At 66.9% G+C, this 18,516-nt stretch carries 21 protein-coding genes, 1 tRNA gene, 1 pseudogene and 1 riboswitch; of the genes and pseudogenes, 11 read left to right on the top strand and 12 right to left on the bottom strand.

Annotated elements, in window-relative coordinates:
- Positions 1-175, bottom strand: a pseudogene (glyA, locus tag QZM67_RS38695) (serine hydroxymethyltransferase); the annotation flags it as partial.
- Between the two features lie 137 nt (positions 176-312).
- A riboswitch (ZMP/ZTP riboswitch) is annotated at positions 313-413 on the bottom strand.
- 180 nt (positions 414-593) lie between these two features.
- Between glyA and QZM67_RS38690 the strand changes: the two are divergent.
- The 9 genes from QZM67_RS38690 (at position 594) to QZM67_RS38650 (ending at position 7,137) form a co-directional block, all read left to right on the top strand.
- Positions 594-1,340 carry an SDR family NAD(P)-dependent oxidoreductase gene (locus QZM67_RS38690; protein ID WP_043189421.1) on the top strand — a complete coding sequence of 249 codons (747 nt, stop codon included), beginning with the start codon at positions 594-596 and terminating at the stop codon, positions 1,338-1,340.
- Between the two features lie 102 nt (positions 1,341-1,442).
- Positions 1,443-1,928 (top strand): tol-pal system-associated acyl-CoA thioesterase, encoded by a 486-nt coding sequence (gene ybgC, locus QZM67_RS38685; protein ID WP_301811517.1) that lies wholly within the window; start codon positions 1,443-1,445, stop codon positions 1,926-1,928.
- 130 nt (positions 1,929-2,058) lie between these two features.
- The gene (gene tolQ, locus QZM67_RS38680; protein ID WP_021157170.1) at positions 2,059-2,736 is read left to right on the top strand and encodes a protein TolQ; all 678 of its coding nucleotides are present in this window, start codon (positions 2,059-2,061) and stop codon (positions 2,734-2,736) included.
- Positions 2,737-2,746: 10 nt separating this feature from the next.
- Positions 2,747-3,196, top strand: a complete 450-nt coding sequence (gene tolR / locus QZM67_RS38675; protein ID WP_031399575.1) for a protein TolR — start codon at positions 2,747-2,749, stop codon at positions 3,194-3,196.
- Entirely contained in the window at positions 3,193-4,248 is a 1,056-nt protein-coding gene (gene tolA, locus QZM67_RS38670) for a cell envelope integrity protein TolA (RefSeq protein ID WP_301811507.1), read from the top strand. Before tolR ends, tolA begins: the two co-directional genes overlap by 4 nt.
- Before the next feature lie 109 nt (positions 4,249-4,357).
- A complete protein-coding gene (gene tolB / locus QZM67_RS38665) occupies positions 4,358-5,653 on the top strand; it encodes a Tol-Pal system beta propeller repeat protein TolB (protein WP_122944577.1) in 1,296 nt (431 codons plus the stop codon).
- A 17-nt stretch (positions 5,654-5,670) separates the two neighbouring features.
- Complete coding sequence (gene pal / locus QZM67_RS38660) at positions 5,671-6,183, top strand: peptidoglycan-associated lipoprotein Pal (protein WP_043189435.1); 513 nt, start codon at positions 5,671-5,673, stop codon at positions 6,181-6,183.
- A gap of 19 nt (positions 6,184-6,202) precedes the next feature.
- On the top strand, positions 6,203-6,952 hold the full coding sequence (ybgF, locus tag QZM67_RS38655) for a tol-pal system protein YbgF (protein WP_175024439.1): 750 nt from the start codon (positions 6,203-6,205) through the stop codon (positions 6,950-6,952).
- Positions 6,953-7,060: 108 nt separating this feature from the next.
- A tRNA-Lys gene (locus QZM67_RS38650) sits at positions 7,061-7,137 on the top strand.
- A 102-nt stretch (positions 7,138-7,239) separates the two neighbouring features.
- On the opposite strand, the gene QZM67_RS38645 is transcribed toward QZM67_RS38650, so the two are convergent.
- From QZM67_RS38645 to QZM67_RS38605, 9 genes are all read right to left on the bottom strand, one after another.
- Positions 7,240-7,647, bottom strand: a complete 408-nt coding sequence (locus tag QZM67_RS38645) for a DUF3592 domain-containing protein (RefSeq protein ID WP_301811501.1) — start codon at positions 7,645-7,647, stop codon at positions 7,240-7,242.
- A gap of 46 nt (positions 7,648-7,693) precedes the next feature.
- Complete coding sequence (locus tag QZM67_RS38640) at positions 7,694-8,641, bottom strand: fatty acid desaturase family protein (protein ID WP_301811497.1); 948 nt, start codon at positions 8,639-8,641, stop codon at positions 7,694-7,696.
- Entirely contained in the window at positions 8,638-9,255 is a 618-nt protein-coding gene (locus QZM67_RS38635; protein WP_175024436.1) for a phosphatase PAP2 family protein, read from the bottom strand. The genes QZM67_RS38640 and QZM67_RS38635 overlap by 4 nt, the downstream gene beginning before the upstream one ends.
- On the bottom strand, positions 9,252-10,409 hold the full coding sequence (locus QZM67_RS38630) for a hypothetical protein (protein WP_301811515.1): 1,158 nt from the start codon (positions 10,407-10,409) through the stop codon (positions 9,252-9,254). Before QZM67_RS38630 ends, QZM67_RS38635 begins: the two co-directional genes overlap by 4 nt.
- Positions 10,406-11,155, bottom strand: a complete 750-nt coding sequence (locus QZM67_RS38625; RefSeq protein WP_301811493.1) for a hypothetical protein — start codon at positions 11,153-11,155, stop codon at positions 10,406-10,408. Before QZM67_RS38625 ends, QZM67_RS38630 begins: the two co-directional genes overlap by 4 nt.
- A complete protein-coding gene (locus QZM67_RS38620; protein ID WP_301811490.1) occupies positions 11,152-12,168 on the bottom strand; it encodes a hypothetical protein in 1,017 nt (338 codons plus the stop codon). The genes QZM67_RS38625 and QZM67_RS38620 overlap by 4 nt, the downstream gene beginning before the upstream one ends.
- A 65-nt stretch (positions 12,169-12,233) precedes the next feature.
- On the bottom strand, positions 12,234-13,298 hold the full coding sequence (locus tag QZM67_RS38615) for a glycosyltransferase family 2 protein (RefSeq protein ID WP_301811487.1): 1,065 nt from the start codon (positions 13,296-13,298) through the stop codon (positions 12,234-12,236).
- Between the two features lie 139 nt (positions 13,299-13,437).
- Entirely contained in the window at positions 13,438-13,881 is a 444-nt protein-coding gene (gene yiaA, locus QZM67_RS38610) for an inner membrane protein YiaA (RefSeq protein WP_039361552.1), read from the bottom strand.
- 103 nt (positions 13,882-13,984) lie between these two features.
- The gene (locus QZM67_RS38605) at positions 13,985-14,932 is read right to left on the bottom strand and encodes an AraC family transcriptional regulator (RefSeq protein WP_301811484.1); all 948 of its coding nucleotides are present in this window, start codon (positions 14,930-14,932) and stop codon (positions 13,985-13,987) included.
- Positions 14,933-15,061: 129 nt separating this feature from the next.
- Between QZM67_RS38605 and QZM67_RS38600 the strand changes: the two genes are divergently transcribed.
- Together QZM67_RS38600 and QZM67_RS38595 are read left to right on the top strand one after the other, a co-directional pair.
- Positions 15,062-15,391, top strand: a complete 330-nt coding sequence (locus tag QZM67_RS38600; protein WP_043189451.1) for a carboxymuconolactone decarboxylase family protein — start codon at positions 15,062-15,064, stop codon at positions 15,389-15,391.
- Between the two features lie 206 nt (positions 15,392-15,597).
- On the top strand, positions 15,598-16,431 hold the full coding sequence (locus QZM67_RS38595; protein WP_301811513.1) for a class II glutamine amidotransferase: 834 nt from the start codon (positions 15,598-15,600) through the stop codon (positions 16,429-16,431).
- Between the two features lie 23 nt (positions 16,432-16,454).
- Here the strand turns inward: QZM67_RS38595 and QZM67_RS38590 are convergent, their stop codons facing one another.
- Complete coding sequence (locus QZM67_RS38590) at positions 16,455-17,129, bottom strand: N-acetyltransferase (protein WP_301811481.1); 675 nt, start codon at positions 17,127-17,129, stop codon at positions 16,455-16,457.
- A complete protein-coding gene (locus QZM67_RS38585) occupies positions 17,126-18,454 on the bottom strand; it encodes an aminotransferase class I/II-fold pyridoxal phosphate-dependent enzyme (RefSeq protein WP_301811479.1) in 1,329 nt (442 codons plus the stop codon). The genes QZM67_RS38590 and QZM67_RS38585 overlap by 4 nt, the downstream gene beginning before the upstream one ends.
- Between the last annotated feature and the right edge of the window lie 62 nt (positions 18,455-18,516).

Here is an 18,516-nt window from a genome sequence, read left to right as displayed (position 1 = left end):
CTTCCGCGTACTTGTTCGTGAGTTGCGAACCCTGCGCAGCCATCACGGCCGGGCTCGTGTAGTTTTCCGACGCGATCAGCTCGATGTGATCTTCCTGGCGACGGTTTTCCTGCTCGATCGCGGCAAAGATTTCGGGATCGACGTTCGCGATGGTGCTTTGGGCTCTGTCAAACATACGGTTTCCGTTAAGTGTGTACAGGTTGACCGGAGCGGCCGAGTACGGTGCGCTGCTGGCAGGACCAGCTCGACGTGGCGGAAGAATCCGTATGACGCGAGGCAGGACAGCCACCGGCGATGCACGCGACGGCATACAACGGCTGCCCAGGCGAACGGCAAAAACGGCGCCCCGCGCTTCACGGTGGGATGCTCCACCTTGAACCCGAAGGGTTCTATCGCCAGTCACGCGGGGGTGATGAGCGCGTTAGTGTATTGGATGCGTCATGAATAGGCAACCGCACGGCGGTGCGCCGGAAGCAATTGGGGCCAGACTCTACGCGCCCGTGCCGGAACGCTTTGCCGCCTTGCCGCGGTGCGGCAATCTCAGTAGGCTTGCGGGATACCACCCGCTATTTTGTCATCGACCAGGAGCAGCAATGATCGTGTTCGTCACAGGCGCGTCCGCCGGCTTCGGCGCCGCCATCGCCCGTGCCTTCGTCAAGGGAGGCCACCGCGTCGTCGCGACCGCGCGCCGCAAGGATCGTCTCGATGCGCTCGCCGCCGAACTCGGCGATTCCCTGCTGCCGCTCGAGCTCGACGTACGCGATCGCGCGGCCGTCGAGGCCGTGCCGGCCGCCCTTCCCGCCGAATTCGCGGCACTCGACGTGCTCGTCAACAACGCCGGCCTCGCGCTCGGCGTCGAGCCGGCCCACAAGGCCAGCCTCGACGAATGGCACACGATGATCGATACGAACTGCGCAGGCCTCGTCACGGTCACGCACGCGCTGCTGCCCGGCATGGTCGACCGCGGTCGCGGTCACATCTTCAATATCGGCTCGGTCGCGGGTTCGTACCCTTATGCGGGCGGCAACGTCTACGGCGCGACCAAGGCTTTCGTCAGACAATTCAGCCTGAACCTGCGCGCCGACCTGCTCGGCACGCCGCTGCGCGTCACCGACATCGAGCCGGGCCTGTGCGGCGGCACCGAGTTCTCGAACATCCGCTACCGCGGCGACGACGCAAAAGCGGCGAACGTCTACAACAATGTCCAGCCGCTGATGCCCGAGGACATCGCCGACACGATCTACTGGATCGCGACGCGCCCGGCGCACGTCAACGTCAACACGATCGAGCTGATGCCGATCGCGCAAGCGCCCGGCGGCCCGACCGTCCACCGCGGCTGAAGTCACGCGGGCCCGGCCCTCTCGGGCCGGCCCGCAGTGTGCTACGGCATACTACATTCCGTTACGAATCGGTTACGAATCAGGCTCTTGCCTTCCGGTAAAATGCGCGCCATGACCCAGCCTACCCGCTCCCCGGAAGCGCCCTCCGGCTTCATCTGGCCGGTGCGCGTGTACTACGAGGATACCGACGCAGGCGGCATCGTCTTCTATGCCAACTACCTGAAGTTCTTCGAACGCGCCCGCACCGAGTGGCTGCGCGCATGCGGCATCGACCAGCGTCAGCTCGCCGACGATACCGACGCGATCTTCGTCGTCCGCAGCACGTCGCTCGACTACCGCGCGCCGGCGCGACTCGACGACACCCTGGCGGTCACGAGCCGGCCCGGGCGCATCGGCCGCGCATCGGTGGAATTCACGCAGGAAGCCTGGTGCGGAGACACGCTGCTCGTGGCCGGACACATCCGTCTCGGCTGCGTCGACCGTACCGGCATCCGGCCCGCGGCCATCCCGCCGGTCGTGCTCGACGCGCTGCAGCGCGGGCCCGTCATCGACGACGGGCAGACTGTATTGTCAACGAAGCTCGCATGAGCGCCGTTTAGACAAAGCCTATGAACTTGCCTTTCTGATTCGATACTAAGCAAGGTTCGGCGTCAGGCATGGCCGGCGCGCCGCGCCGCACGCATACCGGGCGCCCCGAAGGGACGTTACTCAAACCTCTATGAACACTTCTCAAGACCTGTCGATCATTTCCCTCGTCCTCAACGCGAGCGTGCTGGCCCAGGCCGTGATGGGGCTGCTGCTGCTGCTGTCGCTGATGTCGTGGACCTTCATCTTCCGCAAGTGGTTTGCGATCCGCCGCGCTCGCGCGCAGACCGAACGCTTCGAGAAGGATTTCTGGTCCGGCGGCGACCTGCAGGCGCTGTACCAGAGCGCAGCCAACAACCGCCACACGATCGGCGCGCTCGAGCGGATCTTCGAATCGGGCATGCGCGAGTTCCTGAAGGCGAAGGAAAAGCGCATCAGCGATCCGGGCCTCGTGCTCGACGGTGCACGCCGCGCGATGCGCGCGTCGTTCCAGCGTGAAATGGACGTGCTCGAAGCGAACCTCGCGTTCCTCGCGTCGGTCGGCTCGGTCAGCCCGTACATCGGTCTGTTCGGCACGGTCTGGGGGATCATGAACTCGTTCCGCGGCCTCGCGAACGTGCAGCAAGCCACCCTCGCGAACGTCGCACCGGGCATCGCCGAGGCGCTCGTCGCCACCGCGATCGGCCTGTTCGCCGCGATTCCGGCGGTGGTCGCGTACAACCGCTACGCACACGACATCGACCGCCTCGCGATCCGCTTCGAGACCTTCATCGAAGAGTTCTCGAACATCCTGCAGCGTCAGGCCCAGTAAGGAGCGCGCCATGGCAGGAAGTCCCATCCGATCCAGCATGCGCGGCGGCCGCTCGCGCCGCGCAATGGCCGACATCAACGTCGTGCCGTACATCGACGTGATGCTGGTGCTGCTCGTGATCTTCATGGTCACCGCACCGCTCGTCGCCCCGTCGATCATCAACCTGCCCACCGTCGGCAACGCCGCGCCGCAGGAGCAGACGCCGCCCGTCGTCGTCAACATCAAGGCCGATCGAACGATGAGCGTCAAGTACAAGGGCGACTCGGGCGCGACCCAGGAAGACACGATGACGAAAGCCGAGCTCGACAGCTTCATCGCTGCCCGGCAGGCCGATCATCCTGACCAGCCAGTCGTGATCGCAGCCGACAAGACCGTGCAGTACGATGCAGTCATGACCGTGATGTCCGATCTGAAGGCGCGCGGCGTCAAGCGCGTCGGCCTCCTCGTCAAATCGCAATGAACCGGCAGCAATCCACGCGCAGCTCCGCCTACCCGCCTCAGCCTCCCCGCGAGCGCGGCACCTGGCGCGCCTTCGCGCTCGCCGCGCTGATGCACGTGCTGCTCGCGCTGTTCCTCTATCACGGCGTGCAGTGGCAGAACAGCACGCCGGCCGGCTCCGAAGCCGAACTGTGGACCGAGGTGCCCGATGTCCCCGCACCGCGGCCCGTTGTCACACCCGCACCGCCCGTGAAGGTCGCGCCGCCCCCTCCCCCGGTGCGCGACGAGCAGGCCGATATCGCGCTGCAGCAGAAGAAGCGGCAGCAGGAAGCGGCCGCGCGTGAAGCGCTGCTCGAGCAGCAGCGCCGCGCGCAGCAACTGAAGGCCCAGCAGGAAGAGGAAACCCGGCGCGCGCAACTCGCGGCACAGCAGGCAACCGCGCTCGCCGCGCAGAAGGCCGCGGAACGCGACCGGCAGAAGCAGGCCGACAAGCTCAAGCAACAGCAGCTCGCCGAGCAGCAGAAGCTCGAACAGCAGAAACTCCAGCAACAGAAGCAGGCGCAGCTCGAAGCGCAGCAAGCGGCGAAGGCGAAGGCCGACGCGGCCGCGAAGGCAAAGGCGGAAGCCCAGGCCAAGGCGAAGGCCGAAGCCACGGCGCGCGCGAAGGCCAGCGCGGCGGCGAACGCCAAGCTCGACCGCGAGCGCAGCGCGCGTCTCGCGCAGATGCAGGGCCTGTCCGGCGCCGGTGAAGGCGGCGGCGAAGGTCTCGCGAAAAGTGGCACCGGCACGGGCTCCGGCGGCAATGCCGCGACGCCCGGCTATGCCGACAAGGTGCGCCGCCGCGTCAAACCGAACATCGTTTGGGGCGGCGAGCGAGCAGGCCTGACCACCGTCGTCAAGATTCGGTGCACGCCGTCCGGTGACGTATTGAGCGCATCGGTTTCCCGCTCCAGCGGGAATTCGGGGTGGGATCAAGCCGTGGTCAATGCGATCCACGCATCGGTCCCGTTGCCGCCCGATTCTAACGGTCGTACCCCGTCGGACATTACGATTACCTTCAAGGCGGCGGAGTGAAAAGAAATGCGCTTACACTCCGGGCGTCGCTGTCGGACGGGAACGAATCGGGTATTTTTACTGTCTCTGCCGTTGCGCAGCGATCCAAGTCATACGGGAAGCAAGAAGCATGAGTTTGATGACAAAGCTAGGTTTCAGGGCACTCGTGGCCTCGTGTCTGATTACGGCGGGCAGCGCCGCTAACGCCCAGGTCAACGTGCTGATCACCGGTGTCGGGTCGACCCAGTTCCCCATTGCCACGGCGAATTTCACGAACGAGGCGAACCTGCCGCAGCAGGTCACGTCGATCGTCCGCGCCGACCTCGCCCGCAGCGGCAAATTCACCAACATCGACGCAGGCAGCACGCCGGTGCCGGAGAGCGCCTCGGTCGATCTCGGCGCATGGAAGGCCAAGGGCGCCAATGCGTTCGTCGCCGGCAGCGTGAACCGCGAGGCGAACGGCCAGTACAAGGTCAACTTCATCCTGTACGACACCGTGAAGCAGCAAAGCCTCGGCGGCCTGTCGCTGACGGCCACCGACACCACGCTGCGCACGGCCGGCCACAAGATCGCCGACTACATCTACCAGAAGCTGCTCGGCGTGCGCGGCGTGTTCGCCACGCGCCTGTCGTACGTGATCAAGACCGGTAACCGCTACCAGCTGCAGATCTCGGATTCGGACGGCCAGAACGCGCGCATCGCACTGTCGAGCACCGAACCGATCATCTCGCCGTCGTGGTCGCCGAGCGGCACCAAGGTCGCGTACGTGTCGTTCGAGCGCAAGAAGCCGATCGTCTACATCCACGACCTGCCGACTGGCCGCCGCTACATCGTCTCCGACCAGAAGGGCAACAACAGCGCACCGGCCTGGTCGCCGGACAGCAACACGCTGGCCGTTGCGCTGTCGCTGACGGGCAATACGCAAATCTATACGGTCAACTCGACGGGCGGCGGCCTGCGCCGCCTCACGCAGAGCAGCTCGATCGACACCGAGCCGTTCTACTCGCCGGACGGTCGCTGGATCTACTTCACGAGCGATCGCGGCGGCGCGCCGCAGATCTACCGGATGCCCGCCCAGGGTGAAAGCGCCGGTGCCGCGCAGCGCGTGACCTTCACGGGCAGCTACAACACGAGTCCGCGCATCAGCCCGGACGGCAAGCTGCTCGCTTACATCTCCCGCACGGGTGGGGGCTTCAAGCTGTACGTTCAGGATCTGCAGTCCGGCGCGGCGAACGCCATCACGAATACGAATCGCGACGAATCGCCGAGCTTCGCGGCAAACGGCCAGTACCTTCTGTACGCTACCCAGTCGGGTGGTCGCAATGTTCTGGCAGCAGTGCCCTCCGACGGCAGCGCGCCGCCGCAAATCCTGTCCGTCCAGGGCGGCTCCGTTCGTGAGCCGTCGTGGGGGCCCTTCATGCAATGACCACAAGGAGAGTAACCATGATGTCGAATAAAGCTCGTCTGGCCCTGGCCGTGATGATGATCAGCGCGCTCGCAGCGTGTAAGTCGGGCGTGAAGCTCGACGACAAGGCGAATGCCGGCGGTGCGGTGAGCACGCAGCCGAGCGCCGACAACGTCGCGCAAGTGAACGTCGATCCGCTGAACGACCCGAACAGCCCGCTCGCGAAGCGCAGCATCTACTTCGACTTCGACAGCTATTCGGTGAAGGACGAGTACCAGCCGCTGATGCAGCAGCACGCTCAGTACCTGAAGAGCCACCCGCAGCGCCACGTGCTGATCCAGGGCAACACCGACGAACGCGGCACGAGCGAGTACAACCTCGCGCTGGGCCAGAAGCGTGCGGAAGCCGTCCGCCGTGCGATGGCGCTGCTCGGCGTGAACGATTCGCAAATGGAAGCCGTGAGCCTCGGCAAGGAAAAGCCGCAGGCATCGGGTCACGACGAAGCATCGTGGGCGCAGAACCGTCGCGCCGACCTCGTCTACCAACAGTAAGTAACGGAAGAATCGCCGTATGACGCACCGTGTATCCCTGCTGCGCGTTGCCGCAGCATTCTGCGTCGCCGGCGCGGCGTGGTCGGCCGCGCCGGCGCACGCCGGCGTGTTCGACGACAACGAAGCGCGCCGCGCCGTGCTCGATCTGCGCAGCAAAACCGACAACCTGGCGAGCCAGCTGTCGGCCGCCCAGCGTACGATCCTCGATCAATCCGGCCGTCTCGACCAGCTGAACCAGCAGGTCGCGACGCTGCGCGGCGAGAACGAGGATCTGACGAACCGGCTGACGACGCTCGAGCGGCAGCAGAAGGAGTACTACCAGGATCTCGACACGCGGCTCAAGAAGTTCGAGCCGCAGCAGACGACGATCGATGGTGTCGAAGGCACCGTGCAGCCGGGTGAAACGGATGCGCTCAATGCGGCGCAGCAGCAGTTCCGCAACGGCAACTTCAAGGCGGCGGCGGCTTCGTTCCGCGCGTTCATCGCGAAGTATCCGCAGAGCCCCTACCAGCCGACCGCGCAGTACTGGTACGGCAATGCGCAGTACGCGCTGCGCGACTACCGCGGCTCGACCGCAACATGGCAAGGGATCGTCAGCAAGTTCCCGCAGCATCCGCGCGCAGCCGACGCCCTCGTGGCAATCGGCACGAACCAGCTGGAGCAAGGGCAGAAGGCGGCCGCGAAGAAGACGTTCGAGCAGGTTGTCTCGCAGTACGCCGGATCGAACGCTGCGCAGACGGCGCAGGGCAAGCTTGAGACGATCAAATAATTATCGCGGCGGGTTGTTGACAGCCCAGCATTCCGTCGCTATAATCTTTTGCTCTTTGGGTCGTTTCAGAAGTTGTTGAAGCAACGAACCAACAGGTTTCAAGAACGTGGGGTGGTAACTCAGTTGGTTAGAGTATCTGACTTTTAATCAGAGAGTCGAGGGTTCGAGTCCCTCCCACCCTACCAACTATCTTTGATAGTGCAAATTAAAGCCTCCCAAGCGGAGGCTTTTTTGCGTCTGTCGCCTGCCGGGTCGAGCGCGCAATCCCGATGTCGCTCGCGACGCACTCAGTCGCGCCCGGCTTCCAATTCCGGTCGAAGCGATTGTCCGGTCAATCCTGCGTAAAGAAATGTGATCGTGAATACGATCGAGATGATCGACTCGAGCCAGGTGTTCTCGAACGTATCGACTCTTGCACTGGTTAGCGGCCTGGCCGGGTCATAGCGAACCGGAACCGTGTCACCAACCTCCACCGTCACGAAGCTCCCTGGAAACGATACGCGCTCGCCGCTTTTCGTCACGAACTCGATCAGCGGGTGATGCGCGCCGTAGGTCAACTCGATAACCGTTCCCTGCACGGCAACGGACGACCGGATGAAAGCGAAGCGTTCGTCGATCGATGTCGCGCTCCACATCGCCGCGACCACGCCGATCGCCAGCGCCAGGTAATTGAACCTTCCGGTCTTGTCGGTCATCCCGTTTCCCCCGTATCGATCCGCTCACGACTCCCCCGCCCGCGTATCAGCGCACACTCACGTCGCGCAGCACCGCACCATATCCCGCGTACAGATTGCCGCCAGGCAGCAACTGCCGCTGCGCGAGCTGCCGATGCACGACCGGCAGGTTATGGAACGGCATCCGCGTGAACAGGTGATGTTCGATATGAAAATGAATCGCGTGCGGGCCGAACAGGAACGTCTGCCACGAACGCCGGACGATCGTGCGCGCGTTGCGGCTCTGATCGGTACATGCGGGCAGCCCCGCGTGCTCGAAGATCGCGCGCACCTGTCCGGCGAGCGGCAACAGCGTGACGGATGGCACGATCCACAACGTGACGTACAACAGCGGATGTCCGGCCAATGCGAGCGCACCGAACAGCGCACCATTGCCGGCCAGCATCGACGCGACTTCCCACGCGGCATACGCACGCGACTTCGCGACCTTCGGCAACGCATGCGCAAACTCGCCGCGCGCGAGCTTCACGACACTCGTCACGTAGCCGATCCCGCACGCGTACGCGAGCAGGCGGCCGATCAGCCGTCCACGTGATACCGGATAGTCGCGTACCCCAAAGAGCAGCGCGACCGGATCGTCCGACTGCATCGGTGCGCGATGGTGCTTCAGATGGCCTGCACGATACGTGCGCAGCGACAGCCACAGCGGGCCAGCCGCGAACAGTTGGCCCAGCGCATCGTTGGCGCGCCGGTTCCGCGCCAGCAACCCGTGCGCGGCTTCGTGCATCATGACCGCAAGCGCTAGCTGGCTGCGCGCGATCACGATCGCGGCCAACACGTACACGAGCGGATGCGGAAACGCGATCGCCACCACGAACGCAGCGGCAATCATCAACCAGTCGCCTGCCAGCGCCGCGCCGACACGCAACGCGCTCACGCGATACAGCGCGTGATCGGGCACGAACCGCGCAAGCTCGGCCTCCGGCCCGGCAAGGTGAGCGTGGGTATCCGTCACGCGAGCCTCCCGCGCAGCGAGCGCCGTTCGACCCACAGCGCACTGGCCACCGCAAGCGCCACGCCGCCCAGCACATCGGCAACCGTATGCTGCTTGAGCGTCAGCGTCGACGTGCAGATCAGCAGGCCGATCGCCACCGTCACGTTCCGCCGCCGCTCCGCCAGCATCCGGCAGGCAAGACACGTCACCGCGACATGCAGGCTCGGAAAGCCGTTGGCCGCGAGATCGAGCTGCCACATGCGCGCGAGACGGTGGCGCACGAACACGTTGCCGATCTCCGCGACGTCGGGCCGCGGCACGGCTTCCGGAAACAGCAGGAAGCACACGACACCAAACACGAACGCGATCAGCACGGCCTCCTTGAACGCGGCGAACGCGGGCGGCCGCGCATACGCGGCAAGCGCAACCACGAACGGAAAGAAACCGACGTAGACGAACCACGACCACGCGATGAACGGGATCCGCGCATCAATCGCCGTGGCAAACACGTAGCGCGGCGTGACGCCGCGTTCCAGCAGAAAGAAGATCGCGAGGCCGGCTGCCATGCCGAACGTCGCGGCCAGCATCTGCCGGATATCGGGCCGGCGATCGTCACGAAACGGCAGCGAATTCATCGTGGCGCCGGCGCCTCGCATCGCGTCTCTGCATCGGCCACCTGCGCACGCGGTCGCAGCGCGAGGAGGCGCGACGTCCACGCTTCCACCCGCGCTCGCGCATGCTCGTGGCCGGCGATCGTTCCTGCCTGCGTTCCGGGATTGCGCATCAGTTCGGCGGCGGCCTGCCCGACTTCCCGCCGGAACGCGACCGCATCGCCGCGCCACGTGACGACACGGTGCACGAGGTGCAGCCGTGCGGCGCGCGCGGCGTTGCTCGCCTGCTCGGGCTGATCGGACTGCACGAGCAGGATCGGGCGGCGATACACGCGTGCAATCGACAACGCGGCCATGCCGGGGGCCGACACGATCAACGGTGCATGGGCAGCGCGCGTCGCCCAGTCGGCGTCGACGCCGGTCCAGCCGTCGTGCCCGGCATAGCCCTCGCCCACACGGTGTGAAGCAACCCCCGCGTCGCGCATGCCGGCCGACAACGCGTCGGCGAGCGCGATATCGCGGAAGTGCGGATTCAGATAGACGGCTGCGGCAGCCGGTTCCGAAGCCGGACACTCCGCGACGACCGGCACCGGCGTCGGCAGCCTGCAATGGAGGTGCGATCGCTGTGCATCGTCGGCGGCGTCATACGCAAAATCGTGCTCGATGCAGCACCGCGCCGAATCGATCTGCCAGTCGACGATCCGTGCGAACGCACGCGCCAGCGCGCACGGCAGCCGCGCATCGAAATTCGCGGTCAACGCACGGCGCAGGCTGCCGCCATATACGTGGACGACGCGGCGCCGCCAGCCCGGCATCGCACCCATGAACAGCAGCGCCGGATGAAACGAGTCGTTGATCACGAGATCGGCATCGCGGGCGATTGCACGCAGCCGCGCGATGTCGCGCAGCATGCGTGTCGGCCTGAACACGTAGTGCGCGACGTTGCAATCGGTCGCATCGCGCAGCATGTTCTGCCGTTCGTCGAACTGCACCGCGTAGTGGCGGGACAGCACGGCCGCATCGATGCCGAACGCAGCCAGGAACGCCTGCCCCGCATCGGACGTCGTCAGCACGTCGACCTGCGCGCCAGCCGCGCGCAACGCATGCACGAGCAGTTGCGCGCGCATCAGGTGACCGCGCGCGTCGGCCGTCGCCAGGTAGACGATCCGCGGCATCATGCGCGCGGACGAAGCGACTGGATCCATCCGGCCGCGACCATCGCCAGCGCGCCCGTCACGCCGAAACCGGCTTCGATCGCGCGGATCTCGTTCAACAACACGGCGAGATGCGCGGCCTCGGACGGTGCAACGAGACGCCGCAGCGTATCCGCGCAGAGCCTGACGTGCCGCGTCTCGTCGGCGAGCACGCGCGAAAGCAGCGGATACAGCGGATGCGCATCGCCGATCGTGTCGCAGTGGCGCGCGAGCACGCGCATCGCCATCTGTTCCGCGCATAGACCCGTCGCATAGGCCGGCACGAGCACGCCTTGCGCGAAATGCGGCGCATGGCGCTGCGCGAGCCGGCGCCATCGCATGATCTTGCGTCGGCTCAGCCAGTCGGGCTCGTGCGGCGCGGTCGACGGCGCGACGCCGCGCACCCGCAGCGCATCGGCGAACGCGGCCGCGTGGCGGCGCTCGTCCGCGAGATGCTGCTCGATGCGCGGCGCGAGCCAGTCCGGCGGCTGTCCGGTCCAGTCCTCGTGCAACGCGCACTCGGTCGCTTCCTCGCCGATCAGGTACATGCGCAACACCCAGCGCTCGCCATGTGTGCTGCGATGAAGCTGCCGGATCGCCGCCCGCTTGAGCCGATCGACGAGGTACGCACGCACCCGCGCCGCACCGCGCGGCACGGGCGCATCGAGACAGTCGAAGCGCGCGTCGTGCGCCGCCTGCGGCGACGCCGGCAGTTCGCCTGCCGCGCTCATGCCGGCACGCCCGGTACGGACGCGGATTTCGTCGCGGATGCCGCAGCGGCGGCCGGATCGCGACGCCATCCGAGGATCAGGCCGATGAAGCTTTCCTGCATGAACGCATGGGCGGACGCCGTCGCACCCGCGAATGCCTCCTCTCGGCCGTTCACGCGCAAATAGCCGTTGCCGTCACGGGCGCCGAATTCGATCCGGTCGTTCTTCCTGAAGCCGCGCGCACGCATGTCCGTCACGAGCGCGCTGCCGTCGAGGCCGAACAGGAACAACTCGCGCTGCGCGACCCACACCGGAATGTGATTGCTCAATGCGTCGAAACGAATCGCCCACGTGCCGGACGCGAGTGCGCGATCGACGTCGGCATCGTGCGGCGCGTTCGACGTGAAGCTCGCACGCGCGACCGACTTCGTCAGGCCCCCGACGCCGAGCGCGATCGTGATGTCGTCCGCGGACGGCTGCTTCGGATCGATCGCACGCACCTTCACGAGATGCCGGGCGAGCCGCGATGCAAGCGACGGATGCGCGAACAGCGCCAGCGTTTCGTCCGGCGTGAGCACGTCGCGCTCGCCCTCGCCCTCCTTCACCCGCACGCGATACGGATCGATCCGGACATCGGTGAACGTGCCGTGCACGGGCGCATGAACGTACACGTCGCGGTCCCATTTCGCGCCGTCGCGGCGCAACAGCACGTGCACGCTCAGCGGCACGCGCCGGCCCTCGCCGTCGACGCCCGAGCCGTGCAGCAGCACGTCGCCGAGCACGTCCTTCGAGCGGCGCGTCGCATCGCTCGAGAAGACGATCGCGTGCGCATCGGCATCGATGCGCGCGTGAACGTCGGGCGCATCGAGCGCGATGCGGTTGCAGTCCGTCGCGGCCGCATTTGCGAACGGGCAGCCGCTTTGCGACGCGAAGTGGTAGATCCCGCGCCCAGCGTGATCGACCGGCGCGGCATGGACGCCGGCGCTGGCGGCAAACAGGGCGAGGCAGGCGACACGGGTGGCGAGAGAGGACATGATCGTCGTCGGGATGGATGCCGGGGGGCGGCGTGTCATGGCCGCGCGCGATGCGCGGCGCCGGTTCAATGACGGTGATAGGACAGCGCTTCGAGATCGCGCCGGGCCGAGGCGCGCCCGGCGAGACCGAACCCGCGCGCGAGCGCGCCGAGCGTATCGACGGCGGACGCGGCGATCGTGACGCCGACGGCCGCGAGATAGCGAGCCACGCCCAGCGGCGGCAACTGCTGGCGATCGAGCGCGCGCAGGCTGTAGCCGAGCCGCATGGTCATCACGCAGAACGGGCCGAGCGGGCCGCTGCGGCCGAGCCACTGCCACCCGCGCGGCAGGTAGGCGTTCACGAGATATGGCGTCAGCCCGACGCTGTCCTCGCCGCGCATCCAGCGCAGCTTCAGCGATTCGCGATGCGTGTCCGGCAGCCGATGCTCGGTATGCGCGGCCGGCGCGAACTCGACGGCCACGCCGGCCGCCTGCATCCGCAACCCCATCACCTGGCAATGCGCGCGATAGACGCCGTCGAGCGGCTCGTAGCGGAATTGCGCGAACACATCGCGCCGGAACGCGACGTTGTTCGCGTAGAAGTTGCGCGTCGCGCCATCGCGCAGCGGGCTCGGGAAATACATGAAATCGATCGACGTCAGCGCGATGCCGAGCACGTTCGGCGCATAGCTGGTGCGCCCGGCCACCGCGACGGGCGCATCGCCGGCGTCGCGCGCAAACGGTGCGAGCAGGTGCTCGAGCCAGTCGTCGGCCGGCCGGCAATCGGCATCGCCGAACACGACGATGTCGCAGCGGGCCGCGTCGACGCGATCGAACCCGTCGTTCTTCGCATCGTAGTAGCCGGTGCTCGCGCCGATCTCGACGAAATCGATCGGGCGGCCGGCCAGCACGGCGATCTCCGCGCACGCATCGGCGGGCAGGCCATCGTGCGTGATGATCCACTGCGCGAGTGCCGCGAGCGGCACGGTCTGCTTCGACAGCGCCGATACGAGGCGCTTCAGGCTGTCGACGGCTTGCGCGAGCCCCGCGCCGCCCCGCAGGTTGTTCGTCTCCAGCACGAGCGCGGCCCGCGCCGCGACCGAACGGGCCGCTGCGCGGGTGGGCCGTGTGGTTTCTGGGAAGTCTGGCATCCGGAATATCTCCATCGTCATGCGCATCGGCATCGATGAAACGAATGGGCAGGGAGCCCGCGGCGCATCGGCGAATGCGGCCCGCCCGCGACCGTCGTCGCAAAACGGGCGGCCGGGAAGGCGCCCGCTTCGCGCGCCGTCACTCCTGGACCGACGGCGCCGATTCGGCGTCGGTATAGCGCGGCTTCGCGTTCTGGAGGTCTCGCGTGTTCTTCTGCACGGCTACGGAACCGAACAGCGCGAGCACGAACGACATCGCGTAGAAGCCCTTCTCGCTCAGTTGCAGCGTCGCATTGAAGAGGCCGACGACCAGCAGCGCGATCGACAGCAGCAGCGCGATCCAGCTGAGGCCGTAGTAGATGCCGGTAACGGGAATGCCTTCCGCACGATCGCGGACGCTTTTCTGCAGCGAGATCGCCGCATAGAGGCCGAACACCAGCACGGTGAAGTAGTAGCCCTTCTCGTTGAGCTGCATGCCGGCGTTCCAGAGACCGATCAGGAATGCGGCAAAACCGGCGAGCAGCGCGGCCCACGATGCGGCCACGAACGCGAACGACGGTTGCTGGATGGTGGTCTGGTTCATTGCTTTGCCCTCTCTTTCTTCTTGTGCGAAATCGTTTTCGTTGAACTGCGTTTCGCGCATGGTAGCAGCTTTGGCGCGTGCCACGACAACCGCGCTTGCAGTCTTACATGCCGCGCTGCGCGCGCCGCCAGCGCCCTGGCGTCGTGCCGAGCACCGCGCGAAACGCCTTGCCGAACGCGGCCTCGGACTGGTAACCGACCGCCTGCCCGATCTCTGCCTGCCCGCGCTGCGTGTCCTGCAGCAGCGCGCACGCATGCATCATCCGGATCTGCGCGACGAACACGCCGACACTCATCCCGGCCCGCTCGCGGAAATGCCGCGCGTACGTCGCGCGCGACATCGCCGATGCGTCGCCGAGCGACTCGACCGTCCACGGCTTCTCCGGCGCCTGCAGCACGGCCTGCACCGACGGGCCGAGCCGCGCGTCGGCCGCAAGTGCGAGCCAGCCGGACGGCACGCGCGCACCACGACCGTATGCGCGCAACGCGTACGCGAGCAGCGCCTGGCCGAGCGCGTTGACGATCGCGCCGGCGCCCGGCTGCCCGTTCGACGCCTCGGCGCGCAGCACGCTCGTCAGCAGTTGCAGCGGCGCGAACCCCGACGCCTCGCGCAGCCCGACATGCAGCACGTGTGGCAGCGTGCGCATCAGCAGTTCGCCCGCGCCGCGCGCATAGACGAACCGTCCGCACAGCAGGTCCACGCTCGCGCCGCCCGGTTCGGCCGGATCGAGATTCGACTTGACCGGCAGCACCGCGCCACCGCCGGCGCCCTGTTCGCGCAACGCCGCAACCGGCCGCGACCGGCCTGCCCCTGCGTCGAGCAGGTCGTGTACACCCCCCGCGGGCAACAGCACGAAATCGCCATCGGCAAGCTGCAGCGTGCGCCCGTCCGCGGTACGCAGCCGGCAGGTTCCGGCCAGCACCAGATGAAACGCCGCCTCGCCGGGCGGCAACGGGTCGTGCGGCATCGCGAACGGCCCGTCGAGCAGGCAGCGCACGTCGAGTTCGACATGGCTGCGGCCCAGCGACAGCAGTTGACTCAACGCATCCATGAGACGATCCCGCTAAAAATTGACACTCTAGCGTATCGAAACCCTCAACGCGAACGATCAGAATAGCCCTGCATCGACCGAGATCGCGGCGTGAGCCGCTCTCCTCACCTCTTCTCGAAAGGACACATCATGCTGAACTGGAACGAATACCGGAAGGAACTCTCGACGCGCATCGGCGAGATCGCCAAGCTGTCGCCCGATACGCTGGCCGGCTACAAGGCGCTGTCCGGCGCCGGGGCCAAGACGGGCCATCTCGACGCGAAGACGCGCGAACTGATCGCGCTCGCGGTCGCCGTCACGACGCGCTGCGACGGCTGTATCGCCGTGCACACCGCGGAAGCGGCCAAGCATGGTGCGACCAAGGAAGAAGTGGCGGAAGCGCTCGGCGTCGCGATTGCGCTGAACGCAGGTGCGGCGCTCGTCTATTCGGCACGCGTGATGGACGCGCTCGGCGACTGAACCTGACGGCTGCGGCGCTGCCCTCGCATGGCGGCGCCCGGCCGAATGGCTGCGTGGCCGCCCGGTTGCGCAGCGCGCCGCCGGGCAGGCGATGTATGAAGATTGGCCGGCGTCCCTGCCCGAATGACCGGCCGGGCGCGCACAGCCACGGATGCGCCGCGAAGTCGGCTACCATGCGCGAACGATCCATCGTGAAGGAGCGCTCCATGTGCCGCTGGCTCGCCTATACGGGTAATCCGATTCATCTCGAGACCGTCCTGTTCCGCGCGAAGCATTCGCTGATCGATCAGAGCCTGCATTCGGAGCTGGGGGCGACGACCACCAACGGCGACGGCTTCGGCATCGGCTGGTATGGGCACCCCGACGAACTCCCGTTCCGCTACCGCTCCGTGCATCCCGCGTGGAACGACCGCAACCTGCGCGAAGCCGCGCGCGCGATCCGCTCGCGGATGTTCATCGCGCACATCCGCGCGGCCACCGACACGCCCGTGCAGGAAACCAACTGCCACCCGTTCCGTCACGGCCGCTGGCTGTTCGCGCACAACGGGCTGATCCGCGACTTCCACAAGCTGCGCCGCGACCTGACGTTGAAGATCGACCCCGCGCTGTTCCCGACGCTCGAAGGGTCGACCGACTCCGAACTGATGTTCCGCCTCGCGCTGACCTACGGCCTCGAGCAGACGCCGCTGCCGGCGCTCGAGCGGATGGTCGGCGTGGTCGAGGAGACCGCCGCGCGGCATCGCGTGGCCGACCCGCTCAACATGACGATCTGCGCGACCGACGGCGAACGGATCATCGCGGTGCGTTATTCGAGCGAGCGGCAATCGCGTTCGCTGTTCCACAGCACGTCGTTCAAGCACCTGCACGAGCTGTATCCGCACAACCCGCGCATCGCCGAAGCCGGCGACGACGCGTTCATGGTCGTGTCCGAGCCGCTCGTCGACCTGCGGGGGGCATGGGAGGAAGTACCGGAAAGCATGGCGATCGTCGCGCAAGGCGCCGATGTGCAGCAGCGGCCGTTCAGCCCGCGGCACAAGTAGCGCGTCGGGCACCGCTCGCGCCGTCAGGCGCGGCGCGACAACCGCATCCGGATCGAATCGAGGTCGGCCGGCAACCGGCGCGAACGAGTGCGCGGCCGCGGCAGTACGGTGAACCCGAGCCGTTCGTACAGCGCGCGGGCTCGCACGTTGCGGGTCAGCACGTCGAGCACGACGTCGCGGCTGCCGTCGGCCGGCAATGCGCCGGTGTCCAGCGCATTGCGAAACAGCGCGCTGAAGATGCCCGTGCCGCGCTGCCGCTCGTCGGTTGCGCAATGCGCGACGAGGATCTGCGAGCGCTTTGGCGCCGGAATTTCCGTTTCGAGGATCAGCCCGCGCAACAACTGGCCAATCGTGCGGCGCACGCCAAAGAAGCGCGCCAGTGCCCACACGACATGCACGTCGTCGAACATCGTCTGCCGCCCGTCATGAATCGCCATCACGGCGAGCACGGCGCCGTCGTCGGCCATCGCGACACGATGCCGGCACCACGAGAAGCGCCCGTGACGCGACCGGAACGCCTGCTGCAGGAAGGCGACGCAGCGCGCGTCGCTTTCGCCGAGAAAGAACCCGAATTCGGCCACGCCGGACGCAAACACGAGCGGCGCGCACGCCGCCGCGTCGGCCGCCTCGGCCGCACGAAACCGCACACGCTCACCGGCGCGCGGCGCCGCTTGCGCGAACGAAGCGGCCAGCGTCATGCGCTGCGTCCCGCGAGACGCGACAACACGGCAACCGTCCGGCTGATTTGCTCCGGCTCGTGCGTCGAACAGATGAAGAAGCGCAGGCGCGCAGCCTTTTCCTCGACGGCCGGATAGAAGATCGGCTGCACGTTGATCCCTTCGTCGAACATCGCATTGGCCCACTGCGCGGCCTTCAGCGAGCTCCCCGTGATCACCGGCACGACCGCGAACCCGGCGCTCGTGCCCGTGTTCAGCCCGGCGGCGCGCGCTTCGGTCAGGAACTGCCGCCCGCGCGCCTGCAGTTGCGCAACGCGCTCCGGCTCGGCCTGCAGGCGCTCGAGCGCGGCCAGCGACGCTTCGGCGAGCGTCGGCGCGAGCCCGACGCTGTACAGGAAGCCCGGCGCCAGATGGCGCAGCATGTCGACCAGCGGCTGGCAGCCGGCGATGAAACCGCCACAGCCGGCCAGCGTCTTGCTCATCGTGCCCATCCACATGTCGATCTGGTCGGGCGCGACGCCGCAATGCTCGCGGATGCCCTTGCCGGTCGCGCCGAGCACGCCGAGCGAATGCGCCTCGTCGACCAGCAGGAATGCGCCGTGGCGCGTCTTCACGTCGACGAAGCGCTGCAGGTCGGGGAAGTCGCCGTCCATGCTGTACAGCCCTTCGATCGCGATCAGCACGTGCCGGTATTCGCGGCGCACGCGCGACAGCAGCTCGTCGAGCGCCTGCCAGTCGTTGTGCGCGAAGCTCAGTCGTTTCGCGCCGCTCAGTTGCGCGCCCTGCACGATGCTGTTGTGCGCGAGCGAATCGTGGATGACCAGATCGCCGGGGCCGAACAGCGCGCCGATCACCGTCACGTTCGTTGCGTGGCCGCTCACGAACGCCACGCAATCGTCGGTCTCGTAGAACGCGGCCAGCGCGCGCTCGAGGTCGCGCTGCACCGGACGCTCGCCCGCGACCATCCGGCTCGCGGACGCCGACGTGCCGTAGCGGTCGATCGCGGCTTTCGCGCGCGACGACACGGCCGGATCGCCGGCCAGGCCAAGGTAGTTGTAGTTCGCGAAGTTCAGGTATTCGCGGCCACCGATCTGCGTCGTCGCACCGGCCACGCCGTCGTGTACGCGGAAAAACGGCGAGTCGACGCGCAACTTCTCGCCCATCTCGCGCATGATCCGGACCTGTTGATACTGCGGCATTGACTCGAAGCGGCTGCGCGCCGATGCGGTCTGCGCTGCCAGCGTGCCGGGCACGCCCGGTGCCGCGGCAGCATCGGTCGCGCGTTCCAGTTGCCGTTTCAGCGCTTTCGCCGCCAATTGCTGGCGAAGATGCTCTCCCAGTGCCATTGCTTCCTTCGCTGTTTCTCGAAAAGACGCTATGTTACGCCGCGCGTCATGAAAAAGCGTGG

The sequence above is a fragment of the Burkholderia sp. AU45251 genome, assembly GCF_030482905.1.
Classification (GTDB): Bacteria; Pseudomonadota; Gammaproteobacteria; order Burkholderiales; family Burkholderiaceae; genus Burkholderia; species Burkholderia aenigmatica.
The sequence above is the reverse complement of the archived record's forward strand: the minus strand, read 5'-3'. Positions and strand labels throughout refer to the sequence as shown.

Excerpts from the sequence above, each read along its gene's own strand:
- QZM67_RS38690 (WP_043189421.1), top strand. The coding sequence starts at position 594 with ATGATCGTGTTCGTCACAGGCGCGTCCGCCGGCTTCGGCGCCGCCATC.
- ybgC (WP_301811517.1), top strand. The coding sequence starts at position 1,443 with ATGCGCGCCATGACCCAGCCTACCCGCTCCCCGGAAGCGCCCTCCGGC.
- tolQ (WP_021157170.1), top strand. The coding sequence starts at position 2,059 with ATGAACACTTCTCAAGACCTGTCGATCATTTCCCTCGTCCTCAACGCG.
- tolR (WP_031399575.1), top strand. The coding sequence starts at position 2,747 with ATGGCAGGAAGTCCCATCCGATCCAGCATGCGCGGCGGCCGCTCGCGC.
- tolA (WP_301811507.1), top strand. The coding sequence starts at position 3,193 with ATGAACCGGCAGCAATCCACGCGCAGCTCCGCCTACCCGCCTCAGCCT.
- tolB (WP_122944577.1), top strand. The coding sequence starts at position 4,358 with ATGAGTTTGATGACAAAGCTAGGTTTCAGGGCACTCGTGGCCTCGTGT.
- pal (WP_043189435.1), top strand. The coding sequence starts at position 5,671 with ATGATGTCGAATAAAGCTCGTCTGGCCCTGGCCGTGATGATGATCAGC.
- ybgF (WP_175024439.1), top strand. The coding sequence starts at position 6,203 with ATGACGCACCGTGTATCCCTGCTGCGCGTTGCCGCAGCATTCTGCGTC.
- QZM67_RS38645 (WP_301811501.1), bottom strand. The coding sequence starts at position 7,647 with ATGACCGACAAGACCGGAAGGTTCAATTACCTGGCGCTGGCGATCGGC.
- QZM67_RS38635 (WP_175024436.1), bottom strand. The coding sequence starts at position 9,255 with ATGAATTCGCTGCCGTTTCGTGACGATCGCCGGCCCGATATCCGGCAG.
- QZM67_RS38630 (WP_301811515.1), bottom strand. The coding sequence starts at position 10,409 with ATGATGCCGCGGATCGTCTACCTGGCGACGGCCGACGCGCGCGGTCAC.
- QZM67_RS38625 (WP_301811493.1), bottom strand. The coding sequence starts at position 11,155 with ATGAGCGCGGCAGGCGAACTGCCGGCGTCGCCGCAGGCGGCGCACGAC.
- QZM67_RS38620 (WP_301811490.1), bottom strand. The coding sequence starts at position 12,168 with ATGTCCTCTCTCGCCACCCGTGTCGCCTGCCTCGCCCTGTTTGCCGCC.
- QZM67_RS38615 (WP_301811487.1), bottom strand. The coding sequence starts at position 13,298 with ATGCCAGACTTCCCAGAAACCACACGGCCCACCCGCGCAGCGGCCCGT.
- yiaA (WP_039361552.1), bottom strand. The coding sequence starts at position 13,881 with ATGAACCAGACCACCATCCAGCAACCGTCGTTCGCGTTCGTGGCCGCA.
- QZM67_RS38605 (WP_301811484.1), bottom strand. The coding sequence starts at position 14,932 with ATGGATGCGTTGAGTCAACTGCTGTCGCTGGGCCGCAGCCATGTCGAA.
- QZM67_RS38600 (WP_043189451.1), top strand. The coding sequence starts at position 15,062 with ATGCTGAACTGGAACGAATACCGGAAGGAACTCTCGACGCGCATCGGC.
- QZM67_RS38595 (WP_301811513.1), top strand. The coding sequence starts at position 15,598 with ATGTGCCGCTGGCTCGCCTATACGGGTAATCCGATTCATCTCGAGACC.
- QZM67_RS38590 (WP_301811481.1), bottom strand. The coding sequence starts at position 17,129 with ATGACGCTGGCCGCTTCGTTCGCGCAAGCGGCGCCGCGCGCCGGTGAG.
- QZM67_RS38585 (WP_301811479.1), bottom strand. The coding sequence starts at position 18,454 with ATGGCACTGGGAGAGCATCTTCGCCAGCAATTGGCGGCGAAAGCGCTG.